Source organism: Flavobacterium bizetiae, from assembly GCF_024271895.1.
Lineage (GTDB): Bacteria > Bacteroidota > Bacteroidia > Flavobacteriales > Flavobacteriaceae > Flavobacterium > Flavobacterium bizetiae.
In genome coordinates this window covers 2,952,814-2,976,433 of sequence record NZ_CP091861.1, presented here as the reverse complement: position 1 = coordinate 2,976,433, position 23,620 = coordinate 2,952,814, and the positions used below count along the sequence as shown (strand labels likewise).

The window sequence follows — 23,620 nt, the reverse complement described above, 5'->3', positions numbered from 1 at the left end:
TATCATGGATATACAAGCAGAAATAAATTGGATACATCAAGAAATTGACAAAGTAAAAGATCCTTCTTTTGTAGAAAAACTCAAACATCTTTTACAATCAATAAATAATTCGACAGCAGAATCGGATGCCTCATATAATTTAGATATAGAAAGTGCCTTAGAAAATATTAAAAAAGGCAATTCTTATACTGAAGATCAAGCTAAGGAAATTGCAAAAAAATGGGGAAGAAAATAATTTGGTCAAGCGATGCTTTAAATCAATTAGAAGACATTCATTTTTATATTTTCTTTGAAAGTAAATCGATTACAATAGCTGACAAAGTAGTTAACACTATTTTTGACAGTACCGAAATACTAAAAACACAACCCGAAATATATAAACTAGACAAACAAAAGACCAATAACGACGGTTCTTTTAGAGTTTATGCCGTGTATGATTATGCTCTTTCATACCAAATAACCGAAGAGAACATTTACATTCTTCGTGTTCGTCACAACGCTCAGCAACAAAAAAAATATTCATGGAAGGTATAATTCACATTCAAAAAACGTTCGAGAAAGTCATTTATATTGACAAAAAAATAAACAATCGGGAGTTTGAAGATTGTGTTTTTAAAAACTGTGATTTTTCTAACAGCAATTTTGCTCACAATACTTTTTTAGACTGCGAATTTATCGATTGCAACTTATCGATGACGAGTTTATTTGGTACGAATTTAAAAAACGTGAGTTTCAAAAACTGTAAGCTTTTAGGAATCGCTTTTAATGAATGCGACGATTTTTTATTTCAGGTTTATTTTGAAGAAAGCGTTTTAGATTATGCCATTTTTTCGAATAAAAAAATGCCAAAAACCAAGTTTATAAATTGTTCTGTAAGGGAGGTTACTTTTATAGGAACAAATTTAACAAGTTCGGTTTTTGATAATTGTAATTTAGAAGGTGCTATTTTTAATGATACGCAATTGGCGGCTGTTAATTTTAAAACAGCTTACAACTATAAAATCGATCCGGAATTTAATCCGATGAAAAAAGCGCAATTCTCTAATGATGGCATTGTGGGACTTTTAGATAAATACGACATTAAGATTGTCTAACAATCCGTTTAAAAAAGCACCAATTCACGATTTTTTTTATTCTAAAGGTGATAATTATAATTCATGAATTCGTGGCAAAAAAGAACTAGATTTTAATTATACGATTATAATTATGGAAGCAACAGCATCTTATTTAGAAAGCGTTAAAAAGCAATTTTTGTATTATAAAATGCTTGGCGAAAAAGCAATAGATCAGCTAGAACCTCATCAGCTTTTTGTTTCGATAAACGAAGACACGAATAGTATTGCGACCATAATTAAACATATTTCCGGTAATATGCTCTCACGATGGACCGATTTCCTGACTTCTGATGGTGAAAAGGAATGGCGTAATCGTGATGCCGAATTCGAAAATGATTTGCAATCTAAAGACGAAGTTCTTGTTGTCTGGAATAAAGGCTGGGATTGCTTTCTAGATGCTCTAAACAGTTTGAAACCGGAACAATTGTCTGATATCATTTATATTAGAAATGAAGGTCACACGGTTATTGAAGCCATTAATCGTCAATTGGCACATTATCCTTATCACGTTGGGCAGATCGTTTTTTATGCCAAACAACTTAAAAATGGCGAATGGGATAGTTTATCGATTCCGAGAAATAAATCCGGAAATTATAATGCCGAAAAGTTTGCCAAGGAAAAAGAAATCAAGAACTTTACCGATGATGAATTAAAGAGATTGAAATGATCGAGTTTCATGCCTACATAGGAGGATTTTGGTATTGGCTTTTAATTAAATTTGGTAAAACAAAATTATCTGATGAACAAGCTGATAAAAACAGAAGACGAAATTTATTTTTTCTGTTTTTCATAAATATCATTTTTGCATTAATTGTAACACTATTTTTAATTTATCCAATATATTCCTAGCCCTGATTGCAATGGAAATCCTTTTTATTTTTTTTCTTTAAAAAATAAAAAGATTGAAATGAAAAGCAGTCCCGATAGCTATCGGGATTTTAAAAAAACAAATTATTTAAAATGAAAAAAATTATATTCTTACTTCCGTTACTTGCCTTAGTTTCTTGTTACGATGCCGAACACAATTGTAAAGATTTTAAAAACGGAAAATTCAAATTTGAGTTTGATGTAAATGGCGTAAAAAAAACAACAATTTTTGAGCGTAAAGATGGTATTGAAATCGAAACTTTTGAAGGTAAAACAGATACCTCAACGGTGCGCTGGGTAAGTGATTGCGAATATATTTTACAGAAGAAACATCCTAAAAATATGGCCGAAGAGAAAGCCATTAATATGAAGATCTTAACGACTTCTAAAGATTCTTATACTTTTGAATTTGGTATGGTAGGTTCTGATCAGAAACAACGCGGAACTGTGGTAAAATTAGACTAGATAATATAATAAACCTTTTTTAGAATGGAAGTATTTTTAAATCCCGATGCCTGGATTGCCTTATTGACACTGACTTTTCTTGAAATTGTTTTAGGAATCGATAACATTATTTTTATCTCGATTGTAACGGGTAAATTGCCTGAAGAAGATCGAAAAAAAGCAACACGAATTGGTTTGTTTTTAGCCATGTTTATGCGAATTGCTTTGTTGATGGGAATCTCGTATTTGATTGCTATGAAAGCGACGATTTTTAGTATTCATTGGGGTTGGTTTGAAGGCGATTTTACGGGTCAGGCTTTAATTTTATTTGTGGGAGGTTTATTTCTGATCTATAAAAGTACCAAAGAAATTAGCGAAAAAGTAGATCATAAAGGCGATGAAGAAAAAACAATTGGTACGGCGGCAAAAAAGTCGTTTTCGAATGTTATTGTACAGATTTTATTGATCGATTTAATTTTTTCGGTAGATTCTATTTTAACTGCTGTTGGTATGACAAATGGCGTACATGGTGCTCTGACCATTATGATTACTGCCGTTATTATTTCGGTTTTAGTGATGATGTTGTTTGCTGTTCCGGTTGGAAATTTCGTGAATAAAAATCCATCGATTCAAATATTAGGGCTTTCGTTTTTGATATTAATTGGCTTCATGCTAATTACTGAAAGTATGCATTTATCGAATGCTGCGCTTGCCGGCGAACACATTGGTGCGGTTCCTAAAGGGTATTTGTATTTTGCGATTTCGTTTTCACTGGCTGTTGAATTTATCAATATGAAAGTTCGGAAAAAACAATCATAAGTTATTAATTAAAAAGTTCCATTAGTGGAGCTTTTTTTTATATCAGCATTTTTATAACACATTAACTCACATGCGAGATATCATAAAAACACTAAGAATAAACAAAACTTCTTGTCTTTGTGACTTTGCGGCAAAACCGAAAAAGTTTAAGCGTGTTTCTTTTACATTTCTATTTTAAGTATTACATTAGAACCTAAATCTTACGCATGAAAAATACTATTTCGCATAGAGTTGCCGACTTTTTAAAGGGCTTTCCTCCTTTTAGCTTTTTACATCAAAAGGATTTAGAAAAACTATCTGAACAAATTTCTATTGTTTATAAAGATAAAGATGCTGTAATCTTTGCCGAAAACGAAGAAACACACGATTCGTTTTATGTGGTGCATAAAGGTGCTGTGGCGCTTAAAAAAAGCCAGAAAAATGCGGTTTTAGACATGTGTGACGAAGGTGATATTTTTGGATTACGTCCGCTTTTGGCGCAGGAAAACTATATTATGGAAGCTGTGGCGCATGAAGAGACTATATTGTACGCCATTCCTATTGCTGTTTTTAAACCTTATGCGCTGGAAAACAGAACTGTTGGTAATTTCCTGATCGAAAGTTATGCATCGAATACCAGAAACCCGTATTCTGATATTCATAAAGATAAATTATATGGTGATGATTTATTGCACGAAAATAACTCCGAAAGGGATTCTTTTGATTTACAACCGATCAAATATTCGAAGAAAATTGTTACCTGTGGTCCATCAACTACTGCGAGGGATATTGCCAAAATAATGACCAAGAAAAAAGTGGGAGCTATATTAATCGTTGACGAAATGTTGCCAATAGGAATCATTACAGATAAAGATTTGCGCAATAAAATCGTAACCGGAGATTATTCTATCCTGACTACTGCAGAAACCATCATGACCAAACCTGTTATTACTTATCCTAAAAAAATGACGGTTACAGAGGCTCAAATGGCGATGATGAAAAGTAATATTAGTTATTTATGTTTAACCAAAGATGGAACGATTAACACTAAAGCTGTTGGTATTTTATCGAAACATGATGTCATGGTGGCTTTAGGAAATAATCCTGCTGTATTAATAAAAGCTCTTAAAAGGACTAAAAAGGCAAAAGAAATTAAGCCAATTCGTGCCAGAATCATGCAATTGCTTCAGGGCTATCTGGATCAGAACATTCCGATGACTTTGATTTCTAAGATTATTACCGAGCTTAATGAGGCTTGTACGACTCGCGTTATAGAAATTTCGTTAGAAAAAATGAGTAGTCCGCCTCCTGTAAAATTTGCGTGGCTGGCTTTAGGAAGTCAGGGACGAAGCGAACAAATGCTGCATACGGATCAGGATAATGCGATTGTTTATGAAAATGTTTCTGAGGTTTTTAGAGAAGAAACAAAAGTATATTTCCTAAAATTTGCCGCTCTTGTAAACAAAGGGCTTTTTGAAATTGGCTACGACTACTGCCCTGCCGAAATGATGGCTTCGAATCCAAAATGGTGTATGAGTCTGAAGGAATGGAAAAATCAGGTACATCACTGGATCACGAATCCGGGGAAAAATGAAGTTTTATTGTCGTTTATCTTTTTCGATTATAGTTTGACTTATGGAGATGCCGCAATTGTGGATGAATTATCAGAATCTATTTTTGAAAATGTAAAAGCAAACCCTATTTTTTATGTTCATTTGGTTAGCGGTGCTTTGCAAAGTCCATCGCCAACAGGTTTTTTCAGACAATTCCTGGTCGAACAAGATGGCGCGAATAAAGATCATTTTGATATAAAAAGAAGGGCTTTAATGCCTCTAACTGATGCTGCACGAGTTTTGATTTTATCCCATTCGGTGAAGTCAATTAGTAATACAGCGGAACGTTTTGAAAAACTTGCGGAGTTAGAACCTAATAACAGAGAATTGTATTTATCGTGTTCGTATTCCTTTAAGGCTTTATTAAAATTCAGAACCAAACAAGGACTTTTACATCATGATTCCGGACAATTTATTGCATTGGAATCGTTATCTAAAATGGAAAAAATAAAGCTGAAAAGAACTTTTAAAACCATTAAAGAACTTCAGGAATTGATTTCGGTGCGTTTTAATGTTTCAAATTTGGTATAACTATGAGTTTATTTAATTTTTGGAAAAAGGAAGAAGATCTCTTTGATGAGAATATTTCGATTGAAGAAACCCGATTTGTCGTTTTAGATACCGAAACTACGGGCTTTGATTATGACAATGACCGAATATTATGTATTGGTGCATTGGTTTTACAAAACGGAACAATTGCTATTCAGGATAGTTTTGAGGTTTACATCGAGCAGGATCATTATGATAAATCGACAGCTCAGATTCACGGCATTTTAAAAGCTTTCGTGATCCAGCGCCCTACCGAATTAGAAGCTCTGCAACAATTTCTGGCTTTTTTAGGCGATTCGATTATTATTGCGCATCATGCTGTTTTTGATGTTACGATGATCAATAAAGCCTTAGAGCGAAACGGATTACCTCATTTAACTAATAAACGCTTAGACACTGCTATTTTATACAAAAAAACGCTGATCAAGTCTCATTTATTCGAACGAAAGGATCATTATACTTTAGACGATCTGGCAGATAAATTTGATATTTCTAAAAAAGACCGCCACACTGCGTTAGGTGATGCGTATATTACGGCAATTGCTTTTTTGAAAATTGTGAAAAAACTAAAAGAGAAAAAACATATTAATTTGAATAGTTTGTTTAAGTAGAAAGCCTGACTTATGAGAGTCAGGCTTGTTTGCAATTAATCTTCTATAAAAAGTCGATACGGGAATACGTTTGATGACTTATTTTTTAAAAGCTTCATAAAACTCTCACATAAGTAATCCCACTCAACTATTGATAAATGATCTTTTTCGAGTGCATTGGTTTTTAAGTAAATATCTACGGTTCGACTAAACCCTGCTTTTGTAGAGGTTTCTTTTCTTGTCCCTTTTTCTACTTTAATGTGAGTAATAGAACTTTTAAAGTGACTAAATCCGAAAGCTTTTATATCTGCTATCGTTACAATTCTGCCCCTTGTAAGCAAAGCATTACGATAAGCCAGAATTCTGTCTTTATTGTTTTGCTTATTCATGCCTCCAACAGTATTTGTAACTAATACGACTTCCTTACTTACAAAGGACAAATCACCTTTAGATTCCATAACTGTACCTGCTTTTATATCGTTTCCTTCTTCTGCGCAAGTTGACCAGTAATTTATAGTAAATAATTTTCCTTTCAAATCTTCTCCCTGAGGTTTGATCATTAAATATGGATCGTTGTTTTTAGAAAAACTACTTTCTTTAGATCGCTGCTCAACCGATGCTAAAAGCTGGTTCATTTTTATTAGTGAATCGTTTATAAAATCGTTACCTATGCCTGAAAATGAAGAGCTTTCATCTTTTAATAACCCTAACACATTTTGCAGTAATTCAGAAGCACTTCTGGAATCAAATCTTGAGACCCCTCCTGTTCGCAATACAGCATTTCCTTCTTCTATAACACCATCATTAAACTCTTTTACCTCATAATGATTATTTGATGAATCTATAACAGTATCTACATCGAGATAAATATTATTGCCTGTATCTAATGCTACATAAGATAAAAACCCTTTAAGCGGATTATTTATAATATGCCTTTTTTTATTGATCACCGGAAAACAATTAACGCTAAATGATACATTATCCAGGATTTGAGGTATCAAAGATTCCGGAAAAACCATTTTTATCCAAATAATAGATTTACCATTATTCGTTACTTCTTTAAATGGTAAATGTTCTGAGTTGTATTTATCTAAGGATTTGTATTTTAATCCACCTTTTAATGTATAAAAATTATCAAAGTAAAACTCATTTACTTCCTGCATTATTTCGCTAAGATGTGTATAATTGCGATTGATTATATTGTCTATATCAATACTTTTTAGTGGTACATTGTAGCCTTCCTCTACTTTAATCTCAGCATCGTCATAGAAACATTTCATTTGCTTTAAGTAGTAATGAAACATTTCTTTTTGATGTGTATTTTTAATGTCGATATACAGCATTAGGTCTTCCAGTTCAAATACACTGTTACCGCTTAATTCTATGCCCAAAAAAACTACACCGGGAGGTAGTATATTCTTATAATCGCGAACTGTATCTTTGTAAAAGAGATTAGAAACTTCATGTAAATTTCGTTCGTAAGCAATATATTTCACTTCACAGGATGATAGTTTTACTTCCAGCGTTGGCGAAAGTGCTATTTCTTTAACTATTGGTTCCAGCGGATTGTAAATATTATGAATCCTCTTGTTTACCGTCATTTGGTTTTGCAAAGAGACTTTTACATTATTATCTACAGGAATAGCATGCAGGATTGCTCTTGCAGGTTTTGCCCCGGCTGTAACTTCCGGAAACATAATTTCCAAAACTCTTTCGACCACACGGGTTTTAGAATCTTCAAGCTCATGTGCAATTTTTTCTAACTCGTACGATAATGCATTTAGCATCATGGCTACCACAGGATCAAATGAGGTCTCCATCTCCACATCTGAAAATCCCCATGATCTTGCAGCTCTTTTTAGTACTCTGTCTTTTATTCGCTCTTGCCTCATATTATCTTCTACTGATTTAGTCTATTTCCAAAAACAAAATGACTGTGGATTTATTTTTTTTAATTATTTTATTAAACCAATTACCTTTTCTGGCTTACTTCTGTTAGAGAAAATGAATCAGAAAACGGAATATATTATACTCCACTTTCTTATATAAAATTTACAGGCCCATCAATTGAATAAACAATTGCATTACCTTAATCAGATCCGTCATCACAGGTTTTGTTTTTTAAATTTCTAATTTTATATTTCTTAAATTTTAGTAAACGGTCTAATTCATAATCCTCAAAATAATCTATATTTTCTTTTATAACAGGTATTGATTTTATCTCGATTAAAACACCTAATTCGTACCAAACATATGGTCCAACGCGACCATAATAATGAGGGTAGATATATAAGTATTCTTTATTATTGGTACTTATAACTAATAATGATTCATAATACTGAACATTTTTAAAACAGTAAAGTAGTTGATTATTTAAAAATACCTGATCATTAACAAAATACAATCTAAGATTTTGTTTATTCTTAAAGAAAATCTTTCCAGATGGTCCATATCCTGTCAAAGTATCTCCATCAATAATTTTTTCTTTATATTGAAAGGTCTTTTCATTTTTAATGGAATATTTAATTTTTATTTTGTTTATCTGGGCAAAAGAGACAAAATTTAGAAGCATTAAAACGGTTATAAGCAGATTATTTTTTTTCATACCAAATTTTCAAAAATGAATGTCTTCTATATTTTTTCCCAACAGTTTCCCAATAATGATCTTTTCGGGTATTTACATAACCATATATTGTTTGATCTTTTCTAAATCTTTCTTCTTTTTTAATTTTGCTTGAGATTTAATTAGTGATCTTACTTTTTCCATAGTTTATAAAAATAAAATAACTCATTAAACATTCTAAATTGACAATTAAAATCTATAATTATCAGGAACACATATTTTTCTGGTTGAATCAATCCTGCATTTTATAGAATTCTTTGCATTGTAAATGAATTTTTTATTTTTGTATTCAAAATATTTTATTGAATCTATATCATTACTTAATATAAACATTTTTCCTTTATTTATACCAAGACTTGTAGCAACACCAGCATCCCATTCAGTAAAAGGAATGTATAGTTTGTTATTAGAAAACAGAACAATTAAGTTAAGGGTTTTAGAATTTAAATTTAGCCCATTGTCTGTACCTAACGCTAACCAATAAAAAGTCCCCTCTTTGTTCTTAAACGAATACATGTGCAATAAATAATAGTTATAGTTTATATGATTTCTGCTTAATTTATCGTTGATTATATATTTCTTTTTTTCAAATAAAATATAAGTACCATTTTTAATATCCCTTTGCGTTAGTACTAATGTCGCTTTGTTATTGATTTTTATTTTAACATTATCTTTAGTATCTATTTCAGTGTATTTACAAATTTTATAATCAATGGGATTTGAAATTATATCATCAAGTCCATCATCTAGGCATCTCCAATTCTCTTGAACGTTAAACGGGAAAATTAATAATAGTGATGCAAATAAGTATTTAATCATGATTTCAGGATTTTTTTTTGTTCAGTTTATCAATATCTGCTTTTAAACGTGTGTCAATAAAAAGATGACTATATTTCGATGTTCCGTCTTTTCTTAATACCTTATTCTTACCGTATTTTTTAACCTGTCTTTCGTATGATTCATCAGCTGGGGTAAGTTTGCCCCCTTTTGCGATTTCATGTTTAAAAAGATAGTTACGATACCCTAACCATTGTGTTGCATTTGGAGTTGGGTCTATAGTGATGCCTCTTTGTTGATCAATTATAGCCTTAATAATAATATCTGTATTTTTTAACTTATTAAGATCATCTAAATCAATTCGAGTTTTTGCAAAATCATCATAATTTCCGTAACCTGTTTTTCCTGAAAAAAACACACTTTTGCCTTTATATTTATTGTCGGACAGTGAACAATATGTACCTTCTTCTGAGAATCCTTCTCCATGATATCCCCATTTCTTCATATTTTCAATTGTATGTGCATACTCGGTTGCAAATTCTCCTCTTCCTTCTCCAAATATCCAATGCGCTCTGTCTAATAATTGCTCGTTATTTAATTTATACTTTTCAGTAAAATAAATAATTTTATCATCAGCTACTTTTTTTCCTTTTTCTAATTCTAAAAATGAAACTTGATCAGTGATATATACGTTATTATCTTTTCCAATTTTACCAAGATATTTCCCCTCTTTTGTATAAAAATATCCGTCTACATACTTTAATTCAGGAAATATTTCTAAAGTAACATTCTGAAACCTTGTGTCTCCATTAACTTCGGCTATATAAAGTATTCTATTGTTGCTCATAATTATTACTTTTAACTATCCCCAAAAACTTCTATTTTTCAAAGCTTCCGCTTTTTCCATTTCATCATGCCACTTGTCCTGATAAGCTTTCCATTCAGCACGAGTGTAATCTATAGCATTTCTTGTAATATAAATTTCTGTTTTTAGTTCTTCTTCTCTTTCTATTTGCTTTAAGGTTTTGTCTCTTGGTTTATCAGTAACCTCTTCAAGGGTTAATTGTTCTTTCAATTCAGCATAACCATCAGCTTGTACATTTCCGGAAAGTGATACTTCTTTCAATCCTTCACTAATTTCTCGTCCGGTTGCTTCTTTTACTTTTATTGTTATAACTTCTCCTTCTTCAAAATTTCTTGTTTTTACTAAAAGATTAACTTCTTGCTTGACTCGAGCAGCATTTATATTTTCTTCCATCTTCGCACACATCCAAGTAACATTCAGAATTTGTTTTTCTTTTTCTGCTTTCATTGGCATTGCATAAATATCCGATGGTTCATTTCGCTGTGCGCAATCTATTATTTTTATATCAGTACCTCCATAATTACACTTAATTGTACTTTTAAGCAGGAGCGGGAATTGTCCCTGAACTTTCATATTTCCTATATCTTTCCAGTCTCCTAATTGCATTACAGAGGCGCAAGGACTGGAACTCTGGGGGCTTTTTTTGCAATTACCTTTAAAGATGAGACTTTTCATGTCTTTCTCTTTTACAGTAGCGGTTTTCTTGCCCTGTATAGTTGGAGTACGAAAATTTACTTTAAGATCCCCTATAGGATTAGTACATAAATCGCATTGTAGTTTTGCCGTATCAATAACAAGTTTTAAGTCGTCAGCAGCTTTTTCTTCTTTTTCTCTTTCGGCTTCAACTTCTTGTTCTCGCTCTTTTTTTTGTGCTATTCGGTACTCTATTGCGTTATTTTCGCTTCGCTCATTTATCTGGTCAACGTTCTGGCTCATGTCAAAAATTTCGTTTTTTTCCTTTTGCTCTTTTGCCATACGTTCTTTGAACTTTTTATTCCAATGATCAGGATCACTGCTTCCTGGTCCAAACATATCTTTTATCCAACCCATACTAAACTGTGTTTTATGTTCTTGTTTTCATTTTCTATTTCCAGAAATCCATCTAGCAATTGATTGTTTTTATCATAGAGCAATTTACCTTCATACTTTTTTACTATATCATTGCTCGAAATAACTCTTTCCCCGTTATTACTTTTTTGCGCAGTAATGATAAATTTGGGACCTTTTTTGTCTGTCAAGATTTCCTCAGTAACGATAACATCATCAAATTCCATAATTGCAGCTGGTCGTTTCTTTGGTGTTTCCTTTATATCATTTTTTCCAAATAATCCATGAAAATACAATCCTAACATATTTTTGGAGTTCAGGAAAAAAAGTGTTTTTTCTTCGTCTCGTAAAACATTGGAAATATCATCAACAAAAACATCAAATTCGTATCCTGAACTATGCTCCCTTAAGGCGTACACTCTTTTAATCCATCGGTCTTCCATTTCATTGAGATTATAAACTTTCACTATTTCGCCTTTTTCGTTTACTCCTAAAACAATTATACCAAATGCAAAAACGTTTTCTTTTAAAAATTTCTCATTTTTTACAGTTTGATCAGACTTTATCGCAACTCTGGTTGTTAGTACGTGGTAAACAAATATCTCTTTCCGTTTGCCCATATAAGTAAGCTCAACTTCACGAATAAGCTTATACTCAATAATTCGGTTTTTATTAGAGGAATCGATTGTTCTTGTTGTAAACCTGTAAGGTTGCGTTTTATTTAAAACAGGTTTTAAATAATATTCAGGTAAAAAATATGTTGACGATACCATAGTGAATTATGTTTTAGGAAAAAATTCTCTTTTTCTGTTATCACTAGGTGGTTCCATACCAAACCACTTCCTGTTAGAAGACCAATGCAGGTACTCATGGCGCAATTTTCTAAGTGCTTTTTGTTTGCTATATCCATAAACTACAACCTCTTCCAGTTCTGTAGGTTGCACCTCTTTACTTTGTTCGAGTTCTACAAGTATTTTATCCTGGATTTTGGGTCTATACTTTTCTGGGTTGAGATTATCTGTTGGCATTTTCATTAAATCCTTAATTGGGTCGTGATTACTCAGTTCTTTTTCTGCCTCTTTTAGTTTAGCCTCTAGCTTAGCTTTTTCTTCTGCATCGTATTTTTCTTTTTCAAGCTGTGCATCATTTTTAAACTTCCATTCAGGTGCCGTTTCAAAGACATACTCATGCAGGTGCTCTTTTACTTCTTCGAGAAAAGAATTGTCAAGAGGGTATTTTGGAGCTATTGGTACTGTAATATATTCTTGCATGGTGGTTTGTCTGCAATATTCCTCCATAAAATGAAGTGGAATATAGCTGTATTCTTTTCTAACTGTCCGTTTGCCTGTTAGTTTATCATAAAGCATCCAGTCAAGTTTTATTTTTAACTCCTCTTCATGATACCAATATTCATCTATTAAATCCTGTCTTAATGCCTCCAAGCCTATAGGTTCTGAAGCATCTGGCAATAAAGAATAAGGAAAGCTGACGGGCTTTTTCCATTTAAAGGCCTTACGGGTATAACTACTATCTTTTAGTGAAGTACCTATTTCTTTAATAATTTCAAAATCCTCATTCTCGTAAGCACCGCCTATATCACAATGAACTCCCGGCAAATTTTTTTCAATTGCTCTACCGGGGATTTGATTGATTCTGGTAAGGGCAAAGTTTTTTCGATGTTCGTCCTGAGCGGTAAAATGCACCATTTTTTGAAACTTAGAGGCATCTCCTTTAAGTTCTAACTCTTGTAAACCAAGTTCTTTCTCGTCATTTTCAAAATCTCCTGCAGAGAAAGTTACTAGCTTGAAATCATCATCCTGTAGGTTTCCAAAACTATCATAAGCTCCCAGTGCTCCTCTTTCGTAATAAGAGGAAACGGTATCATAGATACCTATAAAGCGAACAATAATGCGTATGTCTATTAAATCATCTGGAGTCATATCTGTATTCATAAGTAAGCTGTACCCCAAGTGCCCAAATCTTGGCAGCTTACCATCTACTAACCCTTTTGGGTCTATCTCAAGGCCATCTGCATCTCCCAGGGCTTTCCGAGCGGGTCTTTTTTTTAATCGTGGTTCGCCCTTAACAGTATAACTATCATAACCATCAGGTATTTCTATAGACTGTACGGCATATTCTCTTTTTGTATTGACCTCGTGTACAAAATTGCGTGCCGATGCCGCACCACGGCTAAAACCAAATACATCAAACGTAATTTGAGTTACTTTTTTCTTAGAATCTTCTTCAGTATCCTTTATTTTCTTAATTTTTTTCGCTACTCTCTCGCAAGCTAGTCTTACCCGGGCACGTATACCGGTAGTACCGGAACCAAAAGCAAAACCATCCTGACTGTCCTGTCTGTTATGACTGGTACCATCGCTTACACTGGTACCCATTCCTTCGATATAAACGGCATTTTTTTTATCACAGTAATACCACATACGCGCTACATTGGTATCGTCGTTGCTGTAGCTGTTGTCTGTACCCATCTCGTCCAGCGAGCTACGTTCGACACCTTCGAGATATTCTTTGTAGAGCTTCATATTTTTTTTAAAACCATCAGGAATATCAACTGGTTTCCCTGATTTTATTTTTTTTAAATCATTAGCTTCTCTCTCTTTATCTGCGTCTTTTTTCTTTTCATTTATCGTACTGTTTGCAGTCTCGTTGCGAGAGAAACGGCGTAATTGTGTATTGTCTTTATTGTTAAGCGTACCATCAATAAATATCCCAAAAGTTAGACGCAATTCATCGTCTTTTTTATCATCGTCTGCTGATCCTGTGTTGTAAACAAATGATTTTCCCATGATTATTTTAAACTAGATTTATAAGTAGTTACTTTGGTTTTAGACAGTCTTATTTCTTTGTCTCCTTGTTTTAGTAATACCGTAACATAATCGTTGGCATAATTTATACTAAATTGTAGCTCGGATTCTCCCTTAATATCATCTTTGTAGAATTCATTAAAAGCATTGAAAATTTCCTGCTCGTCAAACTTAACATGACCTCCATAATTTTGTCCATTTTTATCTTTCCAGCCAAAACCTAACCCTTTAGGAATAGCTCTTTTTTTATATTTATTTTCAACCAATTCTTCGTCAAATAAATTTTCTGCCTCTCCATTAAAACATCCTATCCTTACTTCATCTACTTGTCCACCTTCTTCACGCACTACATAGGTAGGGCGCCAGCTATATCTGGTTCTATAAGTATCCCATAAACCAAAAGGGATAGATTTACCAGCATGGGCTTCACGCACCTCAAGCGGAATAACTTTGGTATTGAGCATGATATTTTTACGATCTGTGGCATCAAATAATAATCTTTTGTGATTGTCTAGTTTGTCTATTTCTGCCTGCGGGACTGTGTATTTCTCGCCTTTGTAGCGGCCAACTTCTACAGTTCTTCCCGCTCCCATAGCCCAGATTACCACAATGCCTCCCGGTGCAAAACCAACCAAAACAGTATCAAAAGTGGTTTGTTTTTTACCAAATTTTCTGTTACTATCCGGATATCCTTCCTTAAAAAGCTTTACCATTCTTTCGTAATCTATTTCGCTGTCTATAGAATACGTGCAATTCTCCGCATATGAAATCCAGATACAGTTGATACGGCTTGGCAGGGGTTTTATACCATTGTTTGTACCACCTCCACTTGAGCCCCATTCGCCTGTTGTTACGCCTTGGCTTAAACTTGCATATGTATCTCCTTCGAGTCCACCTCTGTAAACTTCTATAGGATACCCTAAGGGACTACAAACATTTTCGACCCATTCGAATTTCGGTAATTTTGTATAATCTTCTAACATTCTATTTTGTGGTTTGTTTTGGCAGGAAACTGTCAAGCTTATCAGCAAGCCAAAAATTAGTAGTTTTATAGGTTTTATCATTTTGGGCTTTATTTATTGTTAAGCGTACCATCGATAAATATCCCAAAAGTTAGACGTAATTCGTCGTCTTTTTTGTCATCTTCTGCCGATCCTGTATTACAAACAAATGATTTACCCATGATTATTTTTTTAAGGTTAGTTTACTTGAATGGTATACCTTTACTTTCGTTTTTGGTAATCTTATTTCTTTCTCTCTTTGTTTAAGCAAAACCGTAACATAATCGTTGGCATAGTTTATACTAAATTGCAACTCGGATGCTCCCTCAATATCATCCTTATATATTTCCTCAAACGCATTAAGAATTTCCTGCTCGTCAAAAATAATTCTCCCTCCGTAACCTTGTCCTTCTTTATCCCTCCAGCCAAAATTTATACGTTTAGGTATAGCTCGTTTCTCAAATTTATTTTCTATTAAGCCTTCTGCAAATATTTCTTCTGCTTCTCCATTAAACATATCATAATAGGTCGCCACCATTTCTCCTTCAGTTCTCAAAACAAAAGTAGGGCGCCAGCTATATCTGGTTCTATAAGTATCCCATAAACCAAAAGGAATAGGCTTGCCAGCATGGGCTTCTCGAACCTCAAGCGGAATAACTTTGGTATTGAGCATGATGTTTTTGCGATCTGTAGCATCAAACAATAATCGCTCATGATTGTCTAGTTTATCGATCTCTGCTTGCGGTACTGTATATTTCTCGCCTTTGTAGCGCCCAACTTCTACAGTTCTACCTGCTCCCATTGCCCAAATTACTACAACGCCTCCCGGCGCAAAACCTACTAAAACAGTATCAAAAGTGGTTTGTTTTTTACCAAATTTTCTATTACTATCTGGATATCCTTCCTTAAAAAGCTGGACCATTCTTTGATAATCTATATCACTGTCTATAGAGTAGGTACAGTTCTCGGCATACGAAACCCAGATACAGTTGATACGGCTTGGCAGGGGTTTTACACCATTGTTTGTGCCACCTCCACTTGAGCCCCATTCACCTGTTGTTACGCCCTGACTTAAACTTGCATACGTATTTCCTTCGAGCCCACCTCTATAAACTTCTATAGGATATCCTAAAGGGCTACAAACATTTTCGACCCATTCGAATTTTGGTAATTTTGTATAATCTTCTAACATTCTATTTTGTGGTTTGTTTTGGCAGGAAACGGTCAAACTAATTAACATGCCAAAAATTAATGCTCTTAATAATTTTATCATTTTGGGCTTTATTTATTATTAAGTGTACCATCGATAAATATTCCAAAAGTTAGACGTAATTCGTCGTCTTTTTTGTCATCTTCTGCCGATCCTGTGTTGTAAACAAATGATTTTCCCATGATTATTTTTTTAAGGTTAAACTACTTGATTTATATACTTTTACTTTAGTTTTTGGCAGCCTTATTTCTTTGTCTCCTAGTTTCAGCAAAACTGTAACATAATCATTGGCATAGTTTATACTAAATTGCAGCTCGGCTTGTCCTTCTTTATCATCCTTATATATTTCCTCAAATGCTTTAAAGATTTCCTGCTCATCAAAAATAATATCTCCTCCATAACCTTGTCCTTCTCTATCTCTCCAGCCTAAATCAAAAAACTTAGGTATAGCACGTTTTTTAAACTTATTTTGAACCAGTTCTTGATCAAATAAATTTACAGCTTCGCCATTGAACATTTCTATATAACTCAATAGCATTTCTCCTTCAGTTCTTAAAACAAAAGTAGGACGCCAGCTATGTCTGGTTCTATAAGTATCCCATAAACCAAAAGGAATAGGCTTGCCAGCATTGGCTTTGCGCACGTTAAGAGGGATTACTTTGGTATTGAGCATGATGTTCTTGCGATCTGTGGCATCAAACAATAATCGCTCATGGTTATCCAGTTTATCAATCTCTGCTTGCGGAACGATGTATTTCTCCCCTTTGTAGCGACCAACTTCTACAGTTCTTCCTGCTCCCATAGCCCAGATTACTACAACGCCACCCGGTGCAAAGCCAACTAAAATAGTTCTAAAAGTGGTTTGTTTATACTCTCCGTCTCCATTAAAAAAGAAACTACTGTCTTGATATCCTTCTTTAAAAAGCTGAATCATTCTTTCGTAATCGATGTCGCTGTCTATAGAATAGGTACAGTTCTCGGCATACGAAACCCAGATACAGTTAATACGGCTAGGCAAAGGTTTTACACCGTTGTTTGTACCACCTCCGCTTGAACCCCAGCCCCGTATGCCTGTTGAGAATCTATCACTTAAACTTACGAATCCGTTTCCTTCCAGTCCACCCCTGTATACGGCTATAGGGTAACCTGTTGGGCAGTTTAGGTTTTCGACCCATTTAAATTCGGGTAATTTTGTATAATCTTCTAACATTCTATTTTGTGGTTTGTTTTGGCAGGAAACGGTCAAACTAATTAACATGCCAAAAATTAGTAGTTTTATTGGTTTTATCATTTTGGCTTTATTTATTGTTAAGAGTACCATCAATAAATATCCCAAAAGTTAGACGCAATTCATCCTCTTTTTTATCATCGTCTGCTGATCCTGTGTTGTAAACAAATGATTTACCCATAATTATTTTTTTAAGGTTAGTTTACTTGAATGGTATACCTTTACTTTAGTTTTTGGTAATCTTATTTCTTTCTCTCTTTGTTTAAGCAAAACCGCAACATAATCGTTGGCATAGTTTATACTAAATTGCAACTCGGATGCTCCCTCAATATCATCCTTATATATTTCCTCAAACGCATTAAGAATTTCCTGCTCGTCAAAAATAATTCTCCCTCCGTAACCTTGTCCTTCTTTATCCCTCCAGCCAAAATTTACACGTTTAGGTATAGCTCGTTTCTCAAATTTATTTTCTATTAAGCCTTCTGCAAATATTTCTTCTGCTTCTCCATTAAACATATCATAATAGGTCGCCACCACTTCTCCTTCAGTTCTCAAAACAAAAGTAGGGCGCCAGCTATATCTGGTTCTATAAGTATCCCATAAACCAAAAGGAATAGGCTTGCCAGCATGGGCTTCTCGAACCTCAAGCGGAATAACTTTGGTATTGAGCATGATGTTTTTGCGATCTGTAGCATCAAACAATAATCGCTCATGATTGTCTAGTTTATCGATCTCTGCTTGCGGTACTGTATATTTCTCGCCTTTGTAGCGCCCAACTTCTACAGTTCTACCTGCTCCCATTGCCCAAATTACTACAACGCCTCCCGGCGCAAAACCTACTAAAACAGTATCAAAAGTGGTTTGTTTTTTACCAAATTTTCTATTACTATCTGGATATTCTTCCTTAAAAAGCTGGACCATTCTTTGATAATCTATATCACTGTCTATAGAGTAGGTATAGTTCTCGGCATACGAAACCCAAATACAGTTAATACGGCTTGGCAGGGGTTTTATACCATTGCTAGTGCCGTTTCCACTTGATCCCCAGCCCCGTATGCCTGTTGAGAATCTATCACTTAAACTTACGAAGCCGTTTCCTTCCAGTCCACCCCTGTATACGGCTATAGGGTAACCTGTTGGGCAGTTTAGGTTTTCGACCCATTTAAATTCGGGTAATTTTGTATAATCTTCTAACATTCTATTTTGTGGTTTGTTTTGGCAGGAAACGGTCAAACTAATTAACATGCCAAAAATTAGTAGTTTTATTGGTTTTATCATTTTGAGCTTATAATAGTTATTATTAAAGAATAAATATATTGCTTCATGTTTATTATCCTATATTAACTTCTGCATCCTCAGCCCCTAATAATTTAGCTATTGTTGTACTTTTTATTAAAACATCACCATTAGCATGATGTGTTGTTTTTCCAGTTGTTTCATTTAAGTCGCCACCTATATCCATAGTTTTATTTTTATCAATGTTTTGTTTATATTCCAGAGCTTTCAAACTTATTTTATTAGTAACTGTTGTTGATTTGTTTTTTCCCACATCTGTAGTTTGATCTTCACCTACTTGAGTGATCATATTTTTTCCTACATTGATGGTAAGATCTTCGCCTACATCAAAAGTCATATTCTTAGGCGCCGTTACAAAAATATTGCCCTTTCCGTCCATGAAATATTTATTCCCACTAGGGTCTTCGATTAAAACACTTCCTTCTGCATCGTTAAAAATCATGATGATTCCGGAGCGGGTACGCATTACTTTCAGGTCGTTTTTGGGCGTCGCATGACCGGATTTGGCACTTCCGTTGTAATGACTTCCCGTTACATAGGGACAATCTACATTACCACCTTCAAAATTTACGAGAACTTCATGACCAATTTCGGGAATTACATACGCCCCCATACCATCTCCTGCATACGGCTGTATTAATCGCATCCATTCGCTGGTGTTATTCCACCCTGTCCAATAATAGTCCACTTTTACGCGCCCCATTCCTTCAGGGTCATTATTGTCTTTTATTCTTGCCGGCTGACTGTCGGCTCTGGTAAATATTTTTACATTAGTATAGTGTGGTGCCTTTACATCAGCTGGAATTGCCTTAAACTCACAGGTGTAATTTCCGTTTATCTGCGAATGGTGAATGACTTCTACTGCTACAAGTTCATGTGATACCGTCAAATTTTGTATAGTAAATATCTGCCCCAAACCAATAGGTAAATAAGAAATGCCGCTGTAAAAAATACTATTAGCATCCATTCCAGAAGTTTGAATCTGAACCATTTGTTCGATTTCCTCTTTATTTTGCGCACTATTGGTATAAGCTCCATGGCTTAAATCAGGACGTGCTACCTGACCTTGGTTAGCACCCACTATAGCTGCATAACTGTCCCTACTACCTGTAGAAGTTTTCGCAGCAGCACTTTCTATATTTGATGCATTGTTGTAATCATATCCTGCAAATCCTGTTTTATGTGAGACCAAATTAGTTTGTATTCTAAATTTATGAAGAGAAGCTCCATTAATTAAAGTTACTTTCGAATCTTTTGTCTGCCCAAACTGTACACGCATTCCATCAAAGTAAAACCATTGTCCATATTGTATCGAAAGTCGTTTCATGAAATCAAAACTACTTTCATTGTACTGTGTTTTAAAAGGTAATCTTTTAGTGTAAGTAGGTAAAATTGCTTCGCGTTGATAAAATTCTCCAGAACTTTCTTCAGCAAACAATTCTAATGCAATTTCCTGCAGATTCTTCCCTAAAAAGATTCTTGACTTTGTTATATCGTCCAATGCTATGGTATGGCTCACTCCTGTAACCTGCAATCCTATTGGACTTCCAAATTCATAATTAGAATCTAGTCCTTTAATTATTCCTTTAGACATTAGCTCTATTCCATTACATCTGAAAGTAAAAATCACCTCGTTGCCTATATAATTTCGAGTCGCTTTTTCCTGATCTTCCGGGTTTATTACTGGCTTACTGGTATATTGCCACATAAAAGAGAAATAGTGGTGATCTGCCATTTTTTGCGATAGCTTTAAATCATAATAAATTACATTATGATCAAAGCCATTTATAAATATGCGTACTTGTTCAATTTTTTCTAACATGATGTATTGGTTTTATATGTTTAGCTTTTAAAGCTTAATCTATCGTTATCCAGTTATTTAAAAATTTAGAATCTCCAAAAATCAATTCTTTCGCTACAATTTCCATCGTTATCTTCATCGGAATATCGTTTGTACTGCTAAACTGTTCTTCGTAACCAATACAAAATGCCTTAACAAATGATAACTCTTTCATCTTACTCATCGCATCTCTTCTGTAAAAAGTAATTTTTCCGTCTTTTGTTAAATCTCTGTTTAACATCCAGGATAAAAAATCGGTATCCTGAGTTGCTTCTATTATCATTTTAACAATACCACCTTTGGCATCTCCTGTTGGTCTGCTCGAAGCATCGATTTCCTGTTTAAAATGAATATTAAAATCTAGAATATTATATTCTTTTGCATCAATATGTAATTTTGCTAAAAAACTCATGTGTTGTATTTTTAAATTAATAGGTATATCATTATTTAGCCTGAAGAAATTAGGCTAGAAAAGTTGGAATAAATAAAAAGATAAAAAGGAAGTCCGATTAACGGACTTCCTTTCATTAAGTTTGATAAAGCCCCTGCTAAGGATTATACCCAAGCATTGTCAAACTCTCCGCCACCCATCGAAATCTTACGGGCAGAGATCATAAAGCTTTCCGTTAAAGGATTGTCGCTGTTATGATTAAAGTTTTCTTTGTACTTTACCATGTAAGCTTCTGTAAACTTCAGCTCTTTTAAGGTAGCATTTGAGTCACGCTTGATGAATTTTACAGACCCGTCTTTTCTTTCGAAATTGTTAGTCATCCATTCGAACAATTCTGTTCCTCCTGTTGATTCTACCTCAATCATGATTCTTCCTCCACGTGTTACTGTAGATGGACGCCCTGAAGCATCAGTTTCCTGAGCTAAATCATAACTCACATTCAATACTTTGTAGTCTTTTCCGGCTACTGTCAACGATGTTAAAAACGACATAATGAAAAATTTTAATTATTAATTTATTTATTCATACGATAAATATACAAATAAAATTCCTACTATTTTAATTATTTTTGTAATATTTTATTTATATTTTATTTTTTAAGATATTGCATTTAGAATATAGTTGAAGTCATTTACTACTAATTTTGATTGGTAACTATTTATAAGATAATGGCCCAACGAAAAAATATCCTCTGAAATCAAAACTTCGATTAGTACTTTTTATAGTAGCTTCAATAATGATATCGACTCTTTTTTTGGACCTGCTTACGTCATCTACAAAATATTTGGTTTCTGATAATTCGACTTTAATTTCATTTGCTTTAATTCTTCTCTCATGAAGAAACAAAGTATCTCTCATCGTTTTTGAGATTATCTCTTTCAAAGCATTTTCATTCATGAGCAAATCAAAATCAATCTCCCAGATTTTAGAGCCGAAAGTTTCATCAAACTTACATTCACCAAAAGTGGTTGTCGCCAATAATATTATCTGCTGCGCTATAGAATGCTCAATAGCCGTTTTTTCTAATTCTTTTTTCTGAACAATAGCATTAAAATCTATTGGCAGTTTATAAAAAACTCCTTTCATCTGTTCTTATTAAATATAGATTAATCGGTCGGTCTGTCCTTCTTTATTGGTTTTCATTACTTTGGAAACTTTTTTTCGCTTAATAACATTGAGTTTTACTTTTGGTGTAAGTTTTAAAAACTTTTCACGATATAAGATATCTCCAATAAAGCGTTGTCCTTTTTTTTCATCGACAATGACAAAATAACTTGTTCCTTTTTTGACTTTTAATTCATTAACGTCACCAGCAAAAATTTCTATTGTCTGATCTTCTTTTTGAAATGTATACGTAAGTTCATCGTGATTTAATTTTCTACATTTAGAAATATCAAAAGTTTCGATTTCTTCATTTAAAGGCTCAAAAGGAATATTTTCGAAAAGAAAATTTTTAGTAGCCAAAAAATTTAATCCAAGAAAAGTCCATAAACCCTTTTTTATAGTTTGCTCTTTAAAAAAGTAGGTATCTCGAGTCACTTTATAGACTTCTTTTTCATTAGTTTTATCATCAGTAACAATCAGCTGATAGGTTGGTATCTCAATTTCTGCAGGAGTTTCAGCTCCGGGTAAATGTGTTTTAAAATTTACTGAACCTACTTGTTGTTCTGAAATTGTTATGCTAATGGTATGTTGCTTTAAAGCAGAATCGGTTCGAACGATGATTTCACCTTCGCCGTTTCCTGCATAAAAAACAGAACCATTATTATCTGTAAGTCCTAGTGAAAGATTTAATTCCGGAATGGGCATATTTTGTTTTTTAATAAATGCTATTTATTTATATCTTTTTAACTTTATATAATTTCAGGCAATGGAGATACAGTTTTATATTTTGATTATCGGAAGCATTGGGGCTGAATTCATAATCTTTTTTTAGTGTGAAAAATTTTATGCTATTAATGTCATTAGTCATTAACTTTTTCCTGTCTTTTCTTGTAAGTTGTAACGCAGCTGTTCCGTCACAGTTCACCGCAAATGAATTTTTCAAAATATACCGGTCTCCATTTTTAAAATACAATTCCAGAGGCTGTTTTTGTTTTACACAGACATTATCTGTGAATATTTTAAAATACAGGTATATTTTACTTTTTCTCTTGCCTAATTGAAATACTGCATACTCATAATCCTCATTAAAAACACGCAATAAAATAGGTGTCGTACTTGCAAATCGTTTTCCGGACAACAATAACTCATTTTGCGAAATAGGGCAACTTATAGTATCTGTCTGATTAACATTTTGTGCTTTAACCGTATTTGAAATTATAGTCAATACGATTAAAAGTAAAATTTTAAGTACATTCATGTATTTTGAATTATTTGGTTTGATTATTCAAAGGATCAATATCTTTTTTATGAATTAAACCTAACAGGTTTTCAAAACCTGTTAGGTTGTATTGAAGATCAATGAACAACAATTTTAAT

25 protein-coding genes are annotated in these 23,620 nt (G+C 33.5%); 8 read left to right on the top strand and 17 right to left on the bottom strand.

What is annotated here, in order from left to right; translation table 11 throughout:
- The first annotated feature begins 4 nt into the window (after positions 1-4).
- The 8 genes from L0669_RS12875 (at position 5) to L0669_RS12840 (ending at position 5,997) form a co-directional block, all read left to right on the top strand.
- Positions 5-235, top strand: a complete 231-nt coding sequence (locus L0669_RS12875; protein WP_263758108.1) for a hypothetical protein — start codon at positions 5-7, stop codon at positions 233-235.
- Positions 220-534 carry a type II toxin-antitoxin system RelE/ParE family toxin gene (locus L0669_RS12870; RefSeq protein ID WP_263758107.1) on the top strand — a complete coding sequence of 105 codons (315 nt, stop codon included), beginning with the start codon at positions 220-222 and terminating at the stop codon, positions 532-534. Before L0669_RS12875 ends, L0669_RS12870 begins: the two co-directional genes overlap by 16 nt.
- Positions 522-1,094, top strand: coding sequence for a pentapeptide repeat-containing protein (locus tag L0669_RS12865; protein ID WP_263758106.1), 573 nt, complete (start codon positions 522-524; stop codon positions 1,092-1,094). Before L0669_RS12870 ends, L0669_RS12865 begins: the two co-directional genes overlap by 13 nt.
- A 112-nt stretch (positions 1,095-1,206) precedes the next feature.
- Positions 1,207-1,782 carry a DUF1572 family protein gene (locus L0669_RS12860; protein WP_263758105.1) on the top strand — a complete coding sequence of 192 codons (576 nt, stop codon included), beginning with the start codon at positions 1,207-1,209 and terminating at the stop codon, positions 1,780-1,782.
- A gap of 293 nt (positions 1,783-2,075) precedes the next feature.
- Entirely contained in the window at positions 2,076-2,447 is a 372-nt protein-coding gene (locus L0669_RS12855) for a DNA topoisomerase IV (RefSeq protein WP_173972787.1), read from the top strand.
- Between the two features lie 24 nt (positions 2,448-2,471).
- The gene (locus tag L0669_RS12850; protein WP_173972788.1) at positions 2,472-3,245 is read left to right on the top strand and encodes a TerC family protein; all 774 of its coding nucleotides are present in this window, start codon (positions 2,472-2,474) and stop codon (positions 3,243-3,245) included.
- Between the two features lie 206 nt (positions 3,246-3,451).
- Positions 3,452-5,368, top strand: a complete 1,917-nt coding sequence (locus L0669_RS12845) for a DUF294 nucleotidyltransferase-like domain-containing protein (protein WP_263758104.1) — start codon at positions 3,452-3,454, stop codon at positions 5,366-5,368.
- A 2-nt stretch (positions 5,369-5,370) separates the two neighbouring features.
- Complete coding sequence (locus L0669_RS12840) at positions 5,371-5,997, top strand: 3'-5' exonuclease (RefSeq protein ID WP_263758103.1); 627 nt, start codon at positions 5,371-5,373, stop codon at positions 5,995-5,997.
- Between the two features lie 35 nt (positions 5,998-6,032).
- On the opposite strand, the gene L0669_RS12835 is transcribed toward L0669_RS12840, so the two are convergent.
- The 17 genes from L0669_RS12835 to L0669_RS12755 form a co-directional block, all read right to left on the bottom strand.
- The gene (locus L0669_RS12835; protein ID WP_263758102.1) at positions 6,033-7,868 is read right to left on the bottom strand and encodes a type VI secretion system baseplate subunit TssF; all 1,836 of its coding nucleotides are present in this window, start codon (positions 7,866-7,868) and stop codon (positions 6,033-6,035) included.
- A gap of 197 nt (positions 7,869-8,065) precedes the next feature.
- A complete protein-coding gene (locus tag L0669_RS12830) occupies positions 8,066-8,581 on the bottom strand; it encodes a hypothetical protein (RefSeq protein ID WP_263758100.1) in 516 nt (171 codons plus the stop codon).
- A gap of 207 nt (positions 8,582-8,788) precedes the next feature.
- Positions 8,789-9,418 carry a hypothetical protein gene (locus L0669_RS12825; protein WP_263758098.1) on the bottom strand — a complete coding sequence of 210 codons (630 nt, stop codon included), beginning with the start codon at positions 9,416-9,418 and terminating at the stop codon, positions 8,789-8,791.
- 4 nt (positions 9,419-9,422) lie between these two features.
- Positions 9,423-10,223 carry a hypothetical protein gene (locus tag L0669_RS12820; protein WP_263758097.1) on the bottom strand — a complete coding sequence of 267 codons (801 nt, stop codon included), beginning with the start codon at positions 10,221-10,223 and terminating at the stop codon, positions 9,423-9,425.
- 15 nt (positions 10,224-10,238) lie between these two features.
- The gene (locus L0669_RS12815; RefSeq protein WP_263758095.1) at positions 10,239-11,291 is read right to left on the bottom strand and encodes a DUF4280 domain-containing protein; all 1,053 of its coding nucleotides are present in this window, start codon (positions 11,289-11,291) and stop codon (positions 10,239-10,241) included.
- Complete coding sequence (locus L0669_RS12810; RefSeq protein WP_263758093.1) at positions 11,279-12,061, bottom strand: hypothetical protein; 783 nt, start codon at positions 12,059-12,061, stop codon at positions 11,279-11,281. Before L0669_RS12810 ends, L0669_RS12815 begins: the two co-directional genes overlap by 13 nt.
- A 6-nt stretch (positions 12,062-12,067) precedes the next feature.
- On the bottom strand, positions 12,068-14,095 hold the full coding sequence (locus L0669_RS12805; protein ID WP_263758091.1) for a phospholipase effector Tle1 domain-containing protein: 2,028 nt from the start codon (positions 14,093-14,095) through the stop codon (positions 12,068-12,070).
- A gap of 2 nt (positions 14,096-14,097) precedes the next feature.
- On the bottom strand, positions 14,098-15,177 hold the full coding sequence (locus tag L0669_RS12800; RefSeq protein ID WP_263758090.1) for a DUF2931 family protein: 1,080 nt from the start codon (positions 15,175-15,177) through the stop codon (positions 14,098-14,100).
- A gap of 121 nt (positions 15,178-15,298) precedes the next feature.
- Positions 15,299-16,387 (bottom strand): DUF2931 family protein, encoded by a 1,089-nt coding sequence (locus L0669_RS12795; protein WP_263758089.1) that lies wholly within the window; start codon positions 16,385-16,387, stop codon positions 15,299-15,301.
- 121 nt (positions 16,388-16,508) lie between these two features.
- Positions 16,509-17,615, bottom strand: a complete 1,107-nt coding sequence (locus L0669_RS12790; protein ID WP_263758087.1) for a DUF2931 family protein — start codon at positions 17,613-17,615, stop codon at positions 16,509-16,511.
- 120 nt (positions 17,616-17,735) lie between these two features.
- Positions 17,736-18,830: a DUF2931 family protein gene (locus tag L0669_RS12785; RefSeq protein ID WP_263758086.1), complete on the bottom strand. Its 1,095-nt coding sequence runs from the start codon at positions 18,828-18,830 to the stop codon at positions 17,736-17,738.
- 52 nt (positions 18,831-18,882) lie between these two features.
- The gene (locus tag L0669_RS12780; RefSeq protein WP_263758085.1) at positions 18,883-20,670 is read right to left on the bottom strand and encodes a type VI secretion system Vgr family protein; all 1,788 of its coding nucleotides are present in this window, start codon (positions 20,668-20,670) and stop codon (positions 18,883-18,885) included.
- 34 nt (positions 20,671-20,704) lie between these two features.
- Positions 20,705-21,100, bottom strand: coding sequence for a type VI secretion system tube protein TssD (gene tssD / locus L0669_RS12775; protein WP_263758083.1), 396 nt, complete (start codon positions 21,098-21,100; stop codon positions 20,705-20,707).
- A gap of 143 nt (positions 21,101-21,243) precedes the next feature.
- A complete protein-coding gene (gene tssD, locus L0669_RS12770; protein ID WP_263758082.1) occupies positions 21,244-21,630 on the bottom strand; it encodes a type VI secretion system tube protein TssD in 387 nt (128 codons plus the stop codon).
- Positions 21,631-21,793: 163 nt separating this feature from the next.
- Complete coding sequence (locus L0669_RS12765) at positions 21,794-22,225, bottom strand: GPW/gp25 family protein (protein WP_263758081.1); 432 nt, start codon at positions 22,223-22,225, stop codon at positions 21,794-21,796.
- A 9-nt stretch (positions 22,226-22,234) separates the two neighbouring features.
- Positions 22,235-22,948 (bottom strand): hypothetical protein, encoded by a 714-nt coding sequence (locus tag L0669_RS12760; RefSeq protein WP_263758080.1) that lies wholly within the window; start codon positions 22,946-22,948, stop codon positions 22,235-22,237.
- A 28-nt stretch (positions 22,949-22,976) separates the two neighbouring features.
- Complete coding sequence (locus tag L0669_RS12755; RefSeq protein WP_263758079.1) at positions 22,977-23,501, bottom strand: hypothetical protein; 525 nt, start codon at positions 23,499-23,501, stop codon at positions 22,977-22,979.
- Positions 23,502-23,620: the final 119 nt, after the last annotated feature.